At 64.5% G+C, this 16,258-nt stretch carries 16 protein-coding genes; 13 read left to right on the forward strand and 3 right to left on the reverse strand.

Going from position 1 to position 16,258, the window contains the following annotated elements:
- Position 1: 1 nt before the first annotated feature.
- From K3163_RS04030 to K3163_RS04045, 4 genes are read left to right on the forward strand one after another with little or no spacing between them, the layout of a single operon-like run.
- Positions 2 to 1,057 (forward strand): polyprenyl synthetase family protein, encoded by a 1,056-nt coding sequence (locus K3163_RS04030; protein WP_345719697.1) that lies wholly within the window; start codon positions 2 to 4, stop codon positions 1,055 to 1,057.
- Positions 1,054 to 2,121 (forward strand): saccharopine dehydrogenase family protein, encoded by a 1,068-nt coding sequence (locus K3163_RS04035; protein WP_221552614.1) that lies wholly within the window; start codon positions 1,054 to 1,056, stop codon positions 2,119 to 2,121. Before K3163_RS04030 ends, K3163_RS04035 begins: the two co-directional genes overlap by 4 nt.
- Positions 2,118 to 3,269, forward strand: coding sequence for a hypothetical protein (locus K3163_RS04040; protein ID WP_221552616.1), 1,152 nt, complete (start codon positions 2,118 to 2,120; stop codon positions 3,267 to 3,269). The genes K3163_RS04035 and K3163_RS04040 overlap by 4 nt, the downstream gene beginning before the upstream one ends.
- A complete protein-coding gene (locus K3163_RS04045; RefSeq protein WP_221429092.1) occupies positions 3,266 to 4,420 on the forward strand; it encodes a hypothetical protein in 1,155 nt (384 codons plus the stop codon). Before K3163_RS04040 ends, K3163_RS04045 begins: the two co-directional genes overlap by 4 nt.
- Here K3163_RS04045 and K3163_RS04050 read toward each other — a convergent pair.
- From K3163_RS04050 to queF, 3 genes are all read right to left on the reverse strand, one after another.
- A complete protein-coding gene (locus K3163_RS04050; RefSeq protein WP_221552618.1) occupies positions 4,408 to 6,363 on the reverse strand; it encodes a TIR domain-containing protein in 1,956 nt (651 codons plus the stop codon). The genes K3163_RS04045 and K3163_RS04050 overlap by 13 nt on opposite strands.
- A gap of 129 nt (positions 6,364 to 6,492) precedes the next feature.
- Positions 6,493 to 7,392 carry a DUF1499 domain-containing protein gene (locus K3163_RS04055; protein ID WP_221552627.1) on the reverse strand — a complete coding sequence of 300 codons (900 nt, stop codon included), beginning with the start codon at positions 7,390 to 7,392 and terminating at the stop codon, positions 6,493 to 6,495.
- Position 7,393: 1 nt separating this feature from the next.
- Positions 7,394 to 7,852: a preQ(1) synthase gene (gene queF, locus K3163_RS04060; RefSeq protein ID WP_221429089.1), complete on the reverse strand. Its 459-nt coding sequence runs from the start codon at positions 7,850 to 7,852 to the stop codon at positions 7,394 to 7,396.
- 102 nt (positions 7,853 to 7,954) lie between these two features.
- Here queF and K3163_RS04065 point away from each other — a divergent pair, with 102 nt between their 5' ends.
- From K3163_RS04065 to K3163_RS04105, 9 genes are all read left to right on the forward strand, one after another.
- Entirely contained in the window at positions 7,955 to 9,085 is a 1,131-nt protein-coding gene (locus tag K3163_RS04065) for a hypothetical protein (RefSeq protein WP_221552642.1), read from the forward strand.
- A gap of 53 nt (positions 9,086 to 9,138) precedes the next feature.
- A complete protein-coding gene (locus tag K3163_RS04070) occupies positions 9,139 to 9,972 on the forward strand; it encodes a sulfurtransferase (RefSeq protein WP_221552644.1) in 834 nt (277 codons plus the stop codon).
- A gap of 2 nt (positions 9,973 to 9,974) precedes the next feature.
- Positions 9,975 to 11,186: a cystathionine beta-lyase gene (metC, locus tag K3163_RS04075; RefSeq protein WP_221552646.1), complete on the forward strand. Its 1,212-nt coding sequence runs from the start codon at positions 9,975 to 9,977 to the stop codon at positions 11,184 to 11,186.
- A gap of 2 nt (positions 11,187 to 11,188) precedes the next feature.
- Positions 11,189 to 12,244 (forward strand): mechanosensitive ion channel family protein, encoded by a 1,056-nt coding sequence (locus K3163_RS04080; protein ID WP_221552655.1) that lies wholly within the window; start codon positions 11,189 to 11,191, stop codon positions 12,242 to 12,244.
- Positions 12,245 to 12,341: 97 nt separating this feature from the next.
- On the forward strand, positions 12,342 to 13,097 hold the full coding sequence (gene cobA, locus K3163_RS04085) for a uroporphyrinogen-III C-methyltransferase (protein ID WP_221552657.1): 756 nt from the start codon (positions 12,342 to 12,344) through the stop codon (positions 13,095 to 13,097).
- Positions 13,094 to 13,390, forward strand: coding sequence for a DUF2849 domain-containing protein (locus K3163_RS04090; protein WP_221552659.1), 297 nt, complete (start codon positions 13,094 to 13,096; stop codon positions 13,388 to 13,390). The genes cobA and K3163_RS04090 overlap by 4 nt, the downstream gene beginning before the upstream one ends.
- Entirely contained in the window at positions 13,390 to 15,021 is a 1,632-nt protein-coding gene (locus K3163_RS04095; RefSeq protein WP_221552670.1) for a nitrite/sulfite reductase, read from the forward strand. The genes K3163_RS04090 and K3163_RS04095 overlap by 1 nt, the downstream gene beginning before the upstream one ends.
- Positions 15,014 to 15,460 carry a DUF934 domain-containing protein gene (locus K3163_RS04100; protein WP_221429081.1) on the forward strand — a complete coding sequence of 149 codons (447 nt, stop codon included), beginning with the start codon at positions 15,014 to 15,016 and terminating at the stop codon, positions 15,458 to 15,460. Before K3163_RS04095 ends, K3163_RS04100 begins: the two co-directional genes overlap by 8 nt.
- Positions 15,457 to 16,212 carry a phosphoadenylyl-sulfate reductase gene (locus K3163_RS04105; RefSeq protein WP_221552673.1) on the forward strand — a complete coding sequence of 252 codons (756 nt, stop codon included), beginning with the start codon at positions 15,457 to 15,459 and terminating at the stop codon, positions 16,210 to 16,212. Before K3163_RS04100 ends, K3163_RS04105 begins: the two co-directional genes overlap by 4 nt.
- The last annotated feature ends 46 nt before the right edge of the window (positions 16,213 to 16,258 follow it).

Below are 16,258 nucleotides of genomic sequence, written 5' to 3' on the forward strand. Positions count from 1 at the left end.
CGTGGGAGCCGAAGCGGCCACCACCTTTGCGCCAGCCCAGGGCGGGCTGCCCAAGCACCTGCTCGAACGCTACGCCAAGGCCACGCGCGAGCAGCTCGAATTCTACCTCGATCCGCCGAGCGATGCGCCCTTCCTCGACGCCTTGCTGGAGGATTATCCCGCCCGCGGCGGCAAGATGCTGCGACCCTCGATCTGCATCGCCAATGCCTGCCAGTTCGGCGGTTCGCTGGAAGGGGCGGTGAAATGTGCCGCCGCCATCGAACTGCTGCACAATGCGCTGCTCATCCATGACGACGTGCAGGACGGCAGCGACATGCGGCGCGGACGGCCGACGCTGCACGCGCTCCATGGGATACCGCTGGCGATCAACGCCGGAGACGCGTTGCTCTTCACCGCGTTCCGCCCGCTGCTCGACGCGATCGCACCCCTCGGGGGAGAAGCGGCGCGGCAGGTCATCGATGTCACCATTGCGATGGCTCGGCAGACGGCCGAGGGGCAGGCGCTCGAACTCGGCTGGCGCGATCACAATGTCACCGACCTCTGCGCAGCCGACTACATCGGCATGGCGCTCAAGAAAACATCGTGGATGGGCATGATCTGGCCGGCGCAGCTCGGTGTGATCGTGGGCGGCAGGGGCAAGGTCGATCCGGGCCGCGTGGTGAAATTCGGCCACTTCCTCGGCGTCGCTTTCCAGATCGAGGACGACCTTCGCAACCTTTCGGACGATCCCGGGTACGGCAAGGAGATGAACGGCGACCTCTACGAGGCGAAGCGCACGCTCATGCTGATCCACGTGCTCGATGCCGCCACGAGGGCGGAACGCAGCCGGATCGAGGATTTCCTCGCGCTCACCCGCGAAGAGCGCAGCGACGACGAAGTCCTGTGGCTGGCGGGCCTGATGGAGGAGAAGGGATCTATCGAACATGCTCGCAAGGTCGCCGCAGCCATGGCCGGATGCGCGCTGGAGGAATTCGAACGCACGTATGCGGGATGCCCGCAAGACGATAACCACGCCTTCCTGCACGGTCTCGTGCGCTGGATATTCGATCGCAAATGAGCGGCCGGGTCCTCCTCTACGGCGCCACGGGCTATTCGGGCAGCGAGATCGCGCAGCGGCTGGTGGGTCATGTCGACCTCGTCATCGCTGGCCGGAATGCAGAGGCGCTGCAGGAGCTCAGCACCCATCTCGGCGTGCCATGGCGAAGCTTCGAAGTGGCCGACACCGCAGCAGCCACGGCTGCGCTCGCCGATGCGGACGTGCTGCTCAATGCGGCGGGGCCCTATGCCGATACGGCCATGCCGCTCGCGCATGCCTGTCTCCATGCACGCACGCACTACCTCGATATCGGCGGCGAATGGCCGGTATTCGCAGCGCTGATGGAACTGGACGAAGTGGCCGAAAAGGCCGGGGTCATGCTCCTGCCCGGCGTAGGCCTGACGATCGCTGCGAGCGATTGCCTGCTGGCGCGCGCGGTCGAGCTCTGGCCCGATACGAAGGCTCTGCACCTCGGCATTTCGCGCGCGCACGCCATGTCGCGGGGTAGTGCAAAGAGCGCCGCTCGCCTGTTCGAACGCGGTGTCATCATGCGCGAGGATGGCCAGTTGCAAGCGGTCCCTCTGGGCGCCGCGCCGCGCTCATTCGATTTCGGTGAGGGCCTGCGCGACACGGTCGCCATGAGCTGGGCGGATGTCGTCACGGGCGAAAAGACGACTGGTGTCGCCAGCATCTCGGTCTATTCCGAACTGCCCTGGTGGCAGCGCGCTGCCTATCGTGCGTCCGGTCTCTACGCCTCGCTCGCCGGCGCCGGTGCCTTGCGCAAGGCTGGCGCGCGCATGGCGGATAGCTGGCCGCGCTCGCCGGGAGAGGAAACCCGCAACGAGGGCGAATACGTCATGGTGGTCGAGGCGCTCGATCCCTGGCGTCGGAGCCGCAGCCTGCGGCTCAAGACGCTCGATGGCTACGGAACCACCGTGCTGACCGCGAGCGCAGCGGCGGAAGGCGTGGCCATGGGACAGGCAGAGGCGGGCTTCAGGACACCTGCAGCAATATTCGGATCGCGCTTCATCGAGACGTGCGGTGCAGGAGTGTTCGAGCCGGTGACGGGAGTTCACGCGGCATGAACGGGGCACATGGCCAGATCCCGTACACCCAGTCGGCGGCCAGCCTCGACGTCCCGCCGCCGTATCATTTCCCCGGCGTCAACGTGAACACGTTCATCTGGGAAATGGATGTCAGCCTGATCAAGCATTACTGCGACACCTATCTCAACATCGGGACGCCGGAGGAGCGCGGCTATACCTACCGGCCCGCCGTATTCTGGCCCTATGCGACCCTTCTGGTGCTCCAGTACCCGGTGATGATCAGCGCGGCCGTCGGTACCGACATGCCGCACGAGGTGCCATACTGCGATCGCGGCGTGATTTCGCAGACCGAGGTCTTCATCGCGCTTCCGGTCGTCCGCTACGGGCGCGGCCCCCTCGGCCTGCTGACCGAAAGCGCGCTCGAATGGGCGCTGCCCTTCATCGTCGTGGGCAACCCGATGTCATGCGTTTGCGGGCGCGAGATGCTGGGGCTCGGAAAGCTGCTTGCCGGGATCGAGTGCGGCCAGTCGACCTACCCGCGCAGTTTCAGGACACACATGACCCTGCCTGGCTGGGCGAACGACAAGCCCGACACGATGCAGGAGAACCTGACGATCCTCGACATCACGACGGGGCCGACGCTGCCGACCTTCCGCAAGCATTCGCCCAGCGTGGAATCGCTCGCCACGGCGCTGTCGAGCAGGGACATGGGCTGGCTCATGGGGCAGATGCAGAGCGTCTCCAATATGATCGACCAAGCATCGATGGAGATGATCCCGACCGAAATGCGCACGATCGGCCTCAAGCAGTATCGCGACGCAGCCGATCCGAACCGCGCGGTCTACCAGGCGCTGACCTCGTGCCGCTCGCACTATTCGAACATCCGCAATTTCGAGTTCTATGACGAGAAGGATGTCACGATCGAGTTCAACGACGAGGGCAGCTTCCACGAGCTACTCAACCTGTTCTTCCGCCTGCCGAAAGAGCCCACCGGGGAGAAGATCAAAGTCGATGCTCAGGCAGCTTTCAAGTTCGAGGCCGACATCGATTTCGACCAGATGCGCATCATCCGCAATGTCCCGATCCAGGATCGTTTCGGCCATTACGTCACCGAGGGCAGCGAGGACCTTGCCTCCCCGTGGTTCAGGCCGTGGCGCGGCTTTTTTGCGGGAAGGAAGGGCCGATGACCGAATTCATCAGCTCCTTCTGGTTCAACCAGCTCCTACCGCCATGGAAATCGGACGGCGCGCGCGGGTGGGTCTTCGTCATCGAAGTCCCGCACGAGGACGTGCAGGGATATCTCGACCGCGAGTTCAACCTGGCGGCCCCCGACCGGGCACCCTATTACTACGAGGCCTTTCCCGGGCGCACCTTCGGCATCCTTCGTTTCATCGACCATCCCTGCTTCTACAGCGGGAAGGCGACCGAAGAGGGGCGCAACCGCATCCAGCACAAGGAACTGACCTGGACCTTCCCGGCCTACCGGCACCCGGTCACGAAGGACAATCTGGTCCATCGCGATACGGCGGTCGTCTGGATCCAGCCCTTCTCGTTCGACAACAACAGCTACTTCATGTTCTCGAGCCGCGAGGTGCTGGGGAACGAGACCCAGATGGCCGTGATCGACAGCCAGGAGGCGATGGGCGGGCCCGGGCTGCGCGTCGATGTCGGCGTGCAGGGCATGCGCAAGTTCAAGCCGAGCGCGACCAGCCACAAGATCGGTGCCTTCGCGATCGAAGTCGACAACAAGGCGAAGACCGAGGACGGACAGAAGATCATCGAATCCAGCCCCGATCTCGATCGCTTCATCGGGACGCTTTCCGGCTCGGTGAACTTCGCACCGCCGCCCGAAGCGGAAGGCACGCTCCAGACTGGTGGTGTCAGCCCCTTCGCGGTGTTCCAGGGCGCGATACAGGATACGGTCAAGCAATTCCGCGACGTGTTCGACTGGGACGTAGCGGCCTATCGCGCGCTGGTGTCCTCGAGGCTGCGCTATACCGACGTGAAAGACCCCAAATTCTACGACGGGAAATATATCGATATCCGTCTCATGTGGTCGGACAGCCTCAAGGAAACCTTCACCTCGTTCTTTTCGGTCGAAGCCCCCGAAAGCCCGCCCGAACAGGAAGACGCCGTTCCCGGATATGGCGGGGGCTGGGGCGACAACGGGATCGGCTATCCGCTCGGCAAGGAACTGCCGAAAGACGATCTGATCGACTGGCAGATGCCCTCGGTGAAGCTGGATGTCGCGCTGGCGATTTCCTTTACTGCCAATGCGGAGATTTCAGCCGAGGGGACGCTCTTTACCTATGGCCACGATGGCACTCACGCCGGCTGAGCTTTCTGCGCATCGCGTGCGCTGCGCATTTCTCTCTTGAAATCGTACGGTACCCAGCCTGCCGTATCCGGCCACTTGCCGGTGGCGATCCAGTAGTCCGCAAGCCCCAGCTGCGCGCACAATTCAGCAAAGCGTGGCAGCTTCGCCACCTCGCTCCAGGGTCCGAGAAGGACGCCGGGATAGTAGCCCCCGGGACGCGCTCCCTGCGGGTGGAAAACGAAGCTGTAGTCCGACTTGAGGGCCACATCGAGCGCGAATTCTCCTCCCTTCAGGTCGGCGAGCGACTGGATAAGGTTGAGCGGTACCGAGCCGATCTTGTCCAGCAGGCCGACATACCGCTCCACACGCCGCTCGACGAGTTCGGGGTCCTTGGTGCGGGCAGCTTCGGCAAAGGCTATGGTCGCGCGCAGGTCGCGGGCCGTCCAACCCTCGAATCGGTCGACGTCCTGCAGCGTCTCGTCGTGAAGGTCCCAGAAACCCAGCGATGCGGAAAAGCCCATTAGTGAGATCATGATGCCGGCATTGTCGGGCCAGCGCCGATGCAGCTCGCGGTGCATCTGCATGCTGGTTTCGTAATTACCGACGTAGGTATGCATCTGCGCGACGTGCAGCCGCGCGGCGGGCATCAGCGGATTGAGCTCGCTCGCCTTCAGCGCCATCTCCAGCGCTTCCTTGAAACGGCCCACGGTCCAGTAGAAATGGCTCATCTCGGTGAGCGCCGAGGGATCGTTGGGCGAGACGGTAATCGCCTTGGTGAGCAGCTTCTCGCGCTCGCGATAGGCTCCCCAGGGTTCGAGCAGCGCCTGCGCGAGATAGGCTTCGCCGCGATTGTGATCGAGCGCGAGCGCCTTCGCTGCCGCATCCTCCACGATGGCGCGGCGTTCCTCGTAGTCGCCTTCGAAATGACCCGAGCGCAGGCTTGCCGCGCCCGAGCTGGCCAGTAGTTCCCACGCCGGTGCGTAGTCGGGTGCGGCCTCGGTCACTTCGAGCAGCAGGGGGAAAGCGCGCTCCGCGGAATCGTCGAACAGCGCGTCGCCTGCCGTGATGCGCCCGCGTGCGCGCAGGAATTTCTCGTAGAGCTCGGCGGGCAGGCTCTGCTCGGTGCGGCTGGGTAGCAGCGCCACCTTGAGCGCGTGGGCGACTTCGCTCGCGATCGAGTCCTGCAGTTCGAAGACATCGTCGAGATCGCCATCGAACCTGTCGCCCCAGAGCACGCGCTGGGTAGAGCATTCCACGAGTTCGGCGCTGATGCGCACGCGCGAACCGCCGCGCCTGACCGAACCGTCGAGCAGGTGTGTCGCGCCGAGAGCGCTTGCGACCTTGCCGGTCTCCTTCTGCGCGCCGCGGAACTGGAAGCTCGATGTCCGCGCCACGACCTTGAGCCGGCTGGCCTCGCTCACCGAACGCTGGATTTCCTCGGACACGCCATCGCAGAAGAATGCCAGTTCCTCGTCGGACGAGAGATTGTCGAACGGCAGCACCGCGAGCAGCGGCTCCCTGGACGCAGCCGGTCGCGGGGCGGGCTCGCTGCGAGGCTTCGCCTCCGCATTCTTCGAGCCGACAAGTTCATCGAGGCTGGCGACGATCTTCGGCCAGCAGGGCGGCTCATGCTCGCCATTCCAGCCCTTCGCCATCTCGCAATGGACGCGGTTGAACGGCAGGGGCGGAAGTTCCCCGTCGAGGCTCATCTGCACGAGCTTGTCCGCGTTGTAGGCGAGGTCGGCTTCTGCAGGGACCCAGCGTGAACGCTTGGCGTCGGCTGACCAGAGTACGAGGACCGCCTTGGCCTCGGTCAGGTGTTCTTCGATTACGGTCGAGAAGGCCCGGTGCGCGGGCAGGTCGTCATCGATCCAGACCGAGTATCCGTCATCGCAAAGCACATCGGCGACGCGGCGGGCCGCATCGTAATTGCTGCGTGCGTAAGACACGAAAACATCGGTCACACTCTTGTGGCACTCCGCCCTGTTTCCGCGACCCGGATAGGCAATTTACCATAATGTCACAACCGGATACACCGGTTGCTGCAACCAGCCCGGCGACGCGATTGCGCCTGCCGGACCGGCGCGAACAGATCAGTTTTCGAGGCGTTCGATGATGGCTTCGCGCAGGTCCTCGAGACGCGAAGCATTGTAGCCGAGGTCCGACACGCCCACCCGGCTGACCGAGCGCAGGTCGATCTGGCCGTCCTCGAGGCGGGCGACGACATCGTCCTTGAAGCCGAAGGCAAAGGTTTCGGCCACACCCTCGACATTGCTGGTTCCCTCGACGCGGCGCACGTTCTGCAGGCCGATTTCGCCCATCGCGGCGACGATGGCGTCCATCGCTTCCTCGTCGCTCGCACCGCCGACGATGATCGGCTGCAGGTCCTCGTATTCCTCGGCGATGATGTCCGCGTGGTTCTTGGCCTTGAGCGCCTCGTCCTGCGAATTTGCCCACATCGGCAGTTGTCCGAGGGGCGTACCGTAATCGTTGATCGGATTGGCTTCCGCCTCGGCGCGGACTGCCATGGTTTGCGCGGAGAAGGTCGGCGGGTTGCGCAGGTCGGTCGCCACATCGTGGATCGGCGGAACCGATTCGGCCTGTGCGCGCATCGTCAGCAGGCCGAGGAAGAGGATGACCGGGATCGCCAGCGCGATCGCCGCTTTCCACCAGGGGCCGCGCGGTGTCTTGAAGAAGGCGAAGAGCAGCGCGATCAGTGCGAAAAGCGCCGACACGCCGATGAGGAGCAGTCCGGCATCGCGGATCATGAAGATGAGGCCGGTCTGCCAGCCGATAATGCCGATCTTCGGTCCGAAGACCGCAAAGGCGAACCATGCGAGGACGGCCAGCGATACCCACAGCGACCACTTGGGCAGCGCCTTGCGCCACACGAGGGGCGCCTTGGCGGGTGTGTCTGCCGGTGCGGGCGTGGCAGCCGGAGCCTCGACTGGGGTTTCTGCAGGGTTGTCCTGCGGTTCGTTCGTATCGGTCATCTTATCCTCTCCCCCTGTATGACGAGACACCCTGGTCGGGCACCCAAAGCCCTTCGGGCGCCGCGCCGCTCTGCCAGAATACGTCGATCGGTATGCCGCCGCGCGGATACCAGTATCCGCCGATGCGCAGCCATTTCGGGTTCATTTCCTCGAACAGGCGCTGGCCGATACCGACCGTCACATCCTCGTGGAAACCGCAGTGGTTGCGGAAAGAGCCCAGGAACAGCTTCAGGCTCTTCGATTCGACGATCGTTTCGCCCGGCGCATAGTCGATCACGAGATGTGCGAAGTCGGGCTGACCGGTCACCGGGCACAGCGAAGTGAATTCCGGGGCCGCAAAGCGAACCATGAATAGTTGCCCGGCGCGCGGGTTGGGTACGTAGTCGAGTTCTGCTTCCTCCGGCGAGGAGGGAAGCGGGCTGTTTTCGCCCAGGAACTTGGGTGTCACTGTGTCGCTCATGCCGCGCTCCTGCCGCGAATGGCGTGCCAGCGCAAGGCGGGGCTTGGAAGCTGGTGCTTCAGTGCCTATTCAGCGCGCCGATCCGATCAGGTCCCATAGTCCATGTATACCCGTATTCGCATACCCTTTGTCGCGCTCGTTCTCGCGGCGCCTGCAGCCCTTTCGGCGCAGAGCGTGCAGGAGTTCCAGCTTCCGCCGAATCCGACGCCGACACCCAGCCCCAATGTGCAGGGACCGGTGGATGCCGATGGCAACGCCGTGCCCATGCGCCCGCGCGTCATTGCCACGCCTACGCCGACGCCCCGACAGACACCGGCCCCTACGCCGACGCCCACTTCGACCCAGCCCGCCATGGTCCAGCCTCTTCCCGAGGCGACGAATGCGCCGGCGCGGCAGGCGAGTACTCAGTCTGCGCCCGTAAGGCGGCCGGTGGAAACGCCTGCGCCCCAGATCCTGCCTGCGCCGCAGCAGGACCTCGTGCCGGAGGCCACCGCCACCCCGGTTCCCGGCCTGCCCGCAGATACAACCGAGCAATCGACCGGCAATTCACCGGTAACCGAGGGCGCATCGACCACTCCGACCCTCGCTGCGGACGAAAGCGCTTCGGGTGAGCAGCCCGCATGGCTCTGGCCGGCAGTCGGTGGCGGCCTCCTCGCTCTGCTCGGTCTCGGCTATCTTTTCTCGCGCAGGCGCAGTCAGGCCGAACCGCCGCAGATCGAGCGGCCGGTCGTTGCACCCGCGGCCGGTGCCGCAAGTGCCGGTCCCGATATCCGCATCAGCGCTGAAGCAATCAAGCTCACCCGATCGGTGATGAACGCAACGCTCCATTACCGCGTGAATGTCCTCAATCGCTCGGGCACTGCCGCCGGAGGCCTCACGCTGGGTGCCGACGTAGTTTCGGCGCATGGCGGCGTTCCGGTGGAGCAGCAGGTTGCCTCTCCCGACCAGACACTCGAACAGCGACACACATTCGAGCGGATCGCACCCGGACAGAGCGTTCGCTACGAAGGACAGATCATCATCCCGCTCTCGCAGGCGCGCATCATCCGCCAGGGAACGGCTTCGTTGTTCGTGCCCCTGCTGCGCGTGCGTCTCGACGGCGCGGGCGAGGAACCGCTGGTGAAGACCTTCGTGATCGGACAGGGCGTTCCCGATGGCGGGCGCGTCAGCCCCTTCCGTCTCGATGACGGGCCGCGCAGCTACCAGCCGATTGCGGCAAGGGCGCTCGACTAAATCCTTCATCGCCGCATCGACAGCCCATCGCCCGCGCGCTAGCACCGTGGGCGATGGACAATCTCGTTTCGACCGAATGGCTTGCCGCAAGGCTCGATGCCCCCGATCTCGTCATCCTCGACGCGACGATGCACCTGCCCGACGAACCGCGCGACGCCCGCGCCGAGTTTGCCGCCGGGCATATTCCGGGGGCCCGCTTCCTCGACCTTGCAAGCTTCGTCGACCCCGCCTCGGACGTGCCCAAGGCCATCCCCACTGCCGAACAGTTCGCGGCCCGCATGGAGGCGCTCGGCGTGCCACCGGGCAGCCGCATCGTCCTTTACGACGACAGCGCGATACGCTCCTCAGCGCGCGCCTGGTTCATCCTGACCCGCTATGGCGAGCAGAAGGTAGCAATCCTCGACGGCGGGATTGCCAAATGGCGCATGGAAGGTCGGGGTCTCACCGATCTCGCGACCGGATACGCGCCACGTCCGCGCTCCGTCTGCGAGGCATTGCGCAGTGTCCGCGACAAGCGCGAAATGCTCGCCAACATCGATAGCGGGGAATGGCAGGTCGTCGATGCACGCGATGCCGCACGTTTCGAAGGCAGGTTCGGGAGCGGCTCGGAAGGCCATATACCTGGTGCCCGCAACCTGCACTTTGCACGCCTGCTGCGCGAGGACGGAACCTATCGTTCGCCCGACGCCATCCGCACCGAGTTCGAGAGCGCGGGGATCGATCTAGATGAGCCCGTCGTGACAAGCTGCAATAGCGGCATGACTGCTTCCGTCCTTCTCTTCGCCTTAGCGCGCATCGGGAAGTACGATGCGACGCTCTATGACGGAAGCTGGCTCGACTGGGGCTGCGATCCCGATCTGCCGAAGGAAAGCGGGGAGGCGCGCTAGGCATGGCGAAGGGCGGCAAGCAAGATCGTTCGCCGGCGACGCGGCTCGTTACCTCGGGGCGCTCGGGGAATTTTGCCGATCACGTCGTCAATCCGCCGGTCTGGCGGGCAAGTACGCATCTCTATCCCGATTGCGAAGCACTGCGCGAAGGCGTGAAGTCCAATGCCGATGGCCAGTTCTTCTATGGTCGCAGGGGCGCTCCGACGCAGTGGGCATTGTGCGATGCGCTGACCGAGCTCGAGCCCGGAGCGGCCGGTACCGTGCTTTATCCCAGCGGCGTTGCAGCCATCGTCGGTTCTCTACTGGCCGTGCTGCGCGCAGGCGACGTCCTGCTGGTGACAGACAATGCCTACGATCCGACGCGCAACACCGCGATGGGATTGCTGAAACGCTTCGGCGTCGAGCACCGCTTCTTCGATCCGCTCGATCACGAGGCCTTCGAAGCGGCTTTCTGCGACCGCACGAAGGCTGTCATGCTCGAGAACCCGGGCAGCCTGACGATGGAGCTTTGCGATATACCGGCGCTCGCCCGAATTGCCCGTGAGAAAGGCGCGGTGAGCCTGATGGACAATACCTGGGCGACCTCGCTCGGATTCCACGCGCTCGAGCATGGCTGCGATATCGCGATCACCGCGCTGACAAAGCATGTCGGCGGGCATTCGGACCTCATGATGGGCGCGGCTAGCGCGGGTGAGCGCTGGTACCGCCGCCTTCGCCAGACCGCGCAGCAGCTGGGTCATGTCGTCTCGCCCGACGATGCCTCGCTCGCGCTGAGGGGACTGCGGACGATGGGCGTCAGGCTGGAGCGCGAGACGGCGACGGCGCTCGAACTGGCGCGGTGGTTAGATGCGCGCGAAGAAATCGCCCACGTACTTTGCCCGATGCTGCCCGGCTCGCCGGGGCATGAGCTATGGTCGAGGGACTTCGGCGGCGGATGCGGCCTTTTCAGTTTCGTGCTCGAGGGGCGGGACGATGCGGCCCGATGCCGCCTGATCGATGCGCTGGAGCTTTTCGGCATCGGCTACAGCTGGGGCGGCTTCGAAAGCCTCGCCCTTCCGTTCGACGTAACGCCGGTGCGATCGAAAATGTCGTGGCCGAAAGAAGGATGGGGGCTTGAGGATACTTGCGGCATTCGCCTATCCATCGGTCTTGAAGATCCCGCGGACCTGATCGCGGACCTCGAGCAGGCCTTGGCCGCGATGGACGAAGGATAGACGTGCAAGGCGAAGCAGCACCCACCGACACCGCCGAAACCGAGGTCGCGCCGGTCGAACAGGCCTGGGTGCAGGCGGAAACCGCGCCCGAGGAAAGCAGCGTCGCGGCCGCCGAAGGCATCAAGGAAGCCGTCAGCGGCAAGAACGAGACCGTGGGCTCGATGGTCGAGACGCTCGATTCCATGGCGATCGGCATGGGCGACATGCGCATTTCGCTGTTCGACGTGCTGGTGGTGTCCACGGTCGTATTGGGCGTCATCGCGCTCGCATGGTTCCTGAGCAAGGTCTCGCGCCGGCTGGTCCGCCGTTTCACCTCGCTCGACGATACGCAGCAGCTGCTGACCGAGAAGATCCTCACGATCGTCATCTGGGCGGCGGCCTTCTTCCTGGGCATCGATCTGCTCGGCATCGACCTGACCGCGCTTGCTGTCTTCTCCGGTGCCTTCGGTCTCGCGATCGGTTTCGGCCTGCAGAAGACCTTCGGTAACCTGATCGCCGGGATCATCCTGCTGATGGACAAGTCGATCAAGCCGGGCGACGTGATCGCGGTGACCGACATGGCGGGCAACGAGAGCTTCGGCCAGATCCGCAAGATCGGCGTGCGTGCCGTTTCGGTGACGACGCGCGACCAGCGCGAATACCTCATCCCGAACGAAAACCTGATGATCAACCAGGTCGAAAACTGGTCCTATTCATCGAAGAACGTCCGCATGCAGGTGCCGGTCGGGGTCAGCTACGAGGCCGATATGGACCTCGCCGAAAAGCTCATGCTGGAAGCGGCCAAGAGCTGCGACCGCATCCTCAAGGCGCCCCCTCCGACCGTCTGGATGAGCGAATACGGCGACAACTCGGTCAACTTCGTCATCCATTGCTGGATCAGGGATCCCGAAGACGGCGTGGGCAACGTGCGCAGCGCCGTGCTCAAGAAATTGTGGTGGCTGTTCAAGGACAACGGGATCGAAATTCCCTTCCCGCAGCGCGACATCCACATCCGTTCGTCCGACCAGCTGGAGCGCTGGTTCGAGGCCATGGCGAGCGAGAAGGTTACAAAAGAATAGGTTCACGCCCGCACAGCGTGGATTTCAAAATTTCCGCTTCCTCGCCGCACACGCATTCTGATTGGCGTGCCGAACGCTGCTTGCTCATCTTGGCAGCATGGCAAAAACCGGAACCATCTTCCTTGTCGGCGCGGGGCCGGGCGATCCCGACCTGCTGACGCTGCGCGCGGCAAGGCTCATCGAAAAGGCGCAGGTCGTCGTCCATGACGGCCTCGTCGATCCCGCAATCCTCGAGCTCACGCACCCCCATGCGGAGCTGATTTCGGTCGCCAAGCGGCGCTCGAAGCACACTCTCCCGCAGGAAGAGATCAACCGGCTGCTGGTTGCCTATGCCCGCAGCGGCGTCGATGTCGTGCGGCTGAAAGGCGGCGATCCCTTCATCTTCGGCCGCGGCGGCGAGGAAGCCGAAGAAGCGCGCGCCGAGGGCATCCGCGTCGAGGTCGTCCCCGGTATCAGCGCCGCCAATGGCGCGGCCGCCGCATCGCAGATCGCGCTCACGCACCGCGACGCCTCGAGCATCGTCAGCTTCGTCGCCGGCCAGTGCAAGGGCCTGAAGGACCAGGACTGGGCAGGGCTCGCAGGCAAGGGCCGCACGCTGGTGATCTACATGGGCGTGAAGACCGCGCCGCAGATCGCCGAAAAGCTGATGGAAGACGGCCTTGCGCCCGACCTGCCGGTTGCCGTCATCGAAAACGGCGCGCGCCCGAATATGCGTGTGCTGCGCGGCTCGCTTGCCGCTCTCCCGGAAATCGTCGAGCGTCAGCAGGTCGTCAGCCCGGCGCTGATCGTCATCGGCGAAGTGACCGCGCGCGAGGATGCGCTGGCGCAGATCGCGGTGGAGGCATCGGCATGAGGATCCTCACCGGAAACGACCTCAAGACCGGAGCGGTGACCTGGTGGACCGGCCAGGATTGGTCGCTCCATGTCGAAAATGCCGTCGACGTGACCGGCAGCGAGGACGAGATCGCCCGCCGCGAGGAATCCGCCCGTAGGGTCAACGTGCCCTATGCGATCGATGCCGAACTGCACGAGGGCAAGCCCCGTCCGGCGCATATCAAGGACCGCGTCCGCGCATTGGGCCCGACCGTGCGCCCCGATCTCACTCTCAAACCGGCCGATCCCGATATCGGCAACTGGGTGATCTGATGTATCTCTACGATCAATACGACCAGCGACAAGTCGATGCCCGCGTGGAGGAATTCCGCGACCAGGCCCGCCGCCGCCTCGAAGGCAAGCTGACCGAGGACCAGTTCAAGCCACTGCGGCTGATGAATGGCCTCTACCTCCAGCTCCACGCCTATATGCTGCGCGTCGCCATTCCCTATGGCACGCTGAACAGCCGCCAGATGCACGCGCTGGCCGACATCGCGGACAGGTACGACCGCGGCTACGGCCACTTCACCACGCGCCAGAACATCCAGTACAACTGGATCAAGCTGGAAGAGGCCGCCGATTTGCTGGCCGATCTCGCCAAGGTCGAGATGCACGCCATTCAGACCAGCGGCAACTGCATCCGCAACATCAGCTCCGACCATTTCGCCGGCGCTGCTTCGGACGAGCTTGTGGACCCGCGCCCTTATGCGGAACTGCTGCGCCAGTGGTCGAGCTTCCATCCCGAATTCAGCTACCTCCCGCGCAAGTTCAAGATCGCAGTGATCGCCAGCGACACCGACCGCGCGGCGATGCGCCTCCACGATATCGGCATCCAGATCGTCCAGCAGGACGGGGAGTTGGGCGCTGCTTTCTACGTGGGTGGCGGCATGGGCCGCACCCCGATGATCGCACCCTGCATCAAGGACTTCGTCCCGCTCGACCGGCTCGTCACCTATGCCGAGGCAGTCCTGCGGGTCTACAACCGCTACGGACGGCGCGACAACAAGTACAAGGCGCGTATCAAGATCCTCGTCCACGAAATGGGCAAGGACGAGTTTACGCAGGCCGTCGACGAGGAATTCGCGCGCATGCTCGACGAGGGCATCGAACCGCCCTTCGCCGAACTCGAACGCATCCGGACTTTCTTCGAGGACCCGCTTTTCGAAGCCGGTGCCAGCGAGGAGATCGACCGCGGCGATCCCGATTTCGCACTCTGGGTCGACCGCAATACGGTCGCTCACAAGGCTCCGGGATACGTCTCTGCGGTGATCAGCCTCAAGCCGGTCGGCGGCATTCCGGGCGATGCGACTTCGGAACAGATGCGCCTGATGGCCGATCTGGCGAAGGATTACAGCTTCGACGAGCTGCGCGTCATGCACACGCAGAACATCGTCCTTCCGCATGTCCGCAAGGCCGATCTCCACGCGCTGTGGACCGCGCTCGACGGTGCAGGACTGGGCGCGCCCAATCTCGACACGATCGAGGACATCATCGCCTGCCCAGGCCTCGACTATTGCAGCCTCGCCAATGCGCGCTCGATTCCCGTGGCGCAGAAGATTTCCGAGCGTTTCGCCGCCAACGGCAAGACCGAGGCGCTGGGGCAGCTCAAGCTGAAGATCTCGGGCTGCATCAATGCCTGCGGCCACCACCACGCGGGACACATCGGTATCCTCGGCGTCGACCGTAAGGGTGTCGAGAACTACCAGCTCCTGCTCGGCGGGAGCGAGGCCGAAGACGTCAGCCTCGCCAAGATCACCGGTCCCGGTTTCGACGAGGCCGGCATCGTCGACGCGGTCGAAACCGCTGCCGACGTTTACCTGCGCGAACGCGAAGACGGCGAGCGCTTCCTCGACACCTACCGCCGCATCGGCATGACCCCATTCAAGGAGGCGCTTTATGGCTGACCTTTCCTCCGGAACCGACACGCTCATTCGCTACCGCGAGGACGATCCCGTCGATCACGCGGCAGTGACCGTGGATTCCTTCCTCGACCAGTCATCGGCCAGCGCGGTTCGCGTCGAGCCGGGTGATGACGCGCGCGAGTTGATCCCGCATCTGGAACGCCTTTCGCTGGTCGAAGTGAACTTTCCCGCCTTCGGCGATGGGCGCGGCTATTCCTCCGCCCGGCTCCTGCGCGAAGCGGGATATGATGGCGAACTTCGGGCGGTGGGCGATGTGCTGGTCGACCAGGTCGCCTATATGCGCCGCTGCGGTTTCGATGCGTTCGATCCGGACGCCCCGCTCAACGAGGATGACCTCGAAGCGGCCTTCAACCGCTGGCCCGAAGTCTACCAGTCGGCCGCCGACGAGCGCACGCCGATCTGGAGCAAGAGGCACGCGTGAACGACGCACGCGCCATCGACCGGCTCGACACCGGGCCGCGGTTCACGGAGCATGACGCAATCCGGCTGAACCGCATGTTCCGCGGGAGTGAGACCGAGGAGTGGCTGGGTGCCGTCCTCGAAGGCAATCTCGCGGGCGACGTGGCGATGGTATCCAGCTTCGGCGCGGAAAGCGCAGTGCTGCTGCACCTCGTCTCGCGGATCGATGCTTCGGTCCCGGTTCTATTTCTCGAGACGGGCAAGCACTTCGCGGAGACGCTGGCCTATCGCGACCTGCTGGCGGAGCGTTTCGGGCTGAACCTCGTCAATCTCTATCCCGATATCGAGGAGCTGCAAGCGCGCGACGAAAGCGGCCTCAGGTGGTCGTACGATCCGGACGGCTGCTGCGAGCTGCGCAAGGTCCGCCCGCTCGAAAAGGCGCTCGCCCGCTACGATGCGAGCTTCACGGGCCGCAAGGCCTTCCAGTCCTCGACGCGCGCCAACCTGCCGCGCTTCGAGCTCGACACTTCGGATGCACAGGGCCGGTTGAAGATAAACCCGCTGATCGACTGGGATGCGGAGCGGATCACAGCCTATTTCGAAGAGCACGACTTGCCTCGCCACCCCCTGGTGGAGCGCGGCTACGCCTCGATCGGCTGTTCGCCCTGTACACGCGCCGTCGCTCCCGGAGAGGACCCGCGTGCAGGCCGCTGGGCAGGCTGGGACAAGGTCGAGTGCGGCATCCACAAGCCGGGCGAAGAACCCTTCCTGTGACCTGACGCAAAGAAGGCACCGGGGCCGAAGCCGCCGGTGCCTTCTA

This window comes from Qipengyuania xiapuensis (assembly GCF_019711395.1).
Lineage (GTDB): Bacteria > Pseudomonadota > Alphaproteobacteria > Sphingomonadales > Sphingomonadaceae > Qipengyuania > Qipengyuania xiapuensis.

Bases quoted from the DNA above. Each gene is read 5' to 3' on its own strand.
- K3163_RS04035 (WP_221552614.1), top strand. From the start codon at position 1,054: ATGAGCGGCCGGGTCCTCCTCTACGGCGCCACGGGCTATTCGGGCAGC.
- K3163_RS04040 (WP_221552616.1), top strand. From the start codon at position 2,118: ATGAACGGGGCACATGGCCAGATCCCGTACACCCAGTCGGCGGCCAGC.
- K3163_RS04045 (WP_221429092.1), top strand. From the start codon at position 3,266: ATGACCGAATTCATCAGCTCCTTCTGGTTCAACCAGCTCCTACCGCCA.
- K3163_RS04055 (WP_221552627.1), bottom strand. From the start codon at position 7,392: ATGACCGATACGAACGAACCGCAGGACAACCCTGCAGAAACCCCAGTC.
- queF (WP_221429089.1), bottom strand. From the start codon at position 7,852: ATGAGCGACACAGTGACACCCAAGTTCCTGGGCGAAAACAGCCCGCTT.
- K3163_RS04065 (WP_221552642.1), top strand. From the start codon at position 7,955: ATGTATACCCGTATTCGCATACCCTTTGTCGCGCTCGTTCTCGCGGCG.
- K3163_RS04070 (WP_221552644.1), top strand. From the start codon at position 9,139: ATGGACAATCTCGTTTCGACCGAATGGCTTGCCGCAAGGCTCGATGCC.
- metC (WP_221552646.1), top strand. From the start codon at position 9,975: ATGGCGAAGGGCGGCAAGCAAGATCGTTCGCCGGCGACGCGGCTCGTT.
- cobA (WP_221552657.1), top strand. From the start codon at position 12,342: ATGGCAAAAACCGGAACCATCTTCCTTGTCGGCGCGGGGCCGGGCGAT.
- K3163_RS04090 (WP_221552659.1), top strand. From the start codon at position 13,094: ATGAGGATCCTCACCGGAAACGACCTCAAGACCGGAGCGGTGACCTGG.
- K3163_RS04095 (WP_221552670.1), top strand. From the start codon at position 13,390: ATGTATCTCTACGATCAATACGACCAGCGACAAGTCGATGCCCGCGTG.
- K3163_RS04100 (WP_221429081.1), top strand. From the start codon at position 15,014: ATGGCTGACCTTTCCTCCGGAACCGACACGCTCATTCGCTACCGCGAG.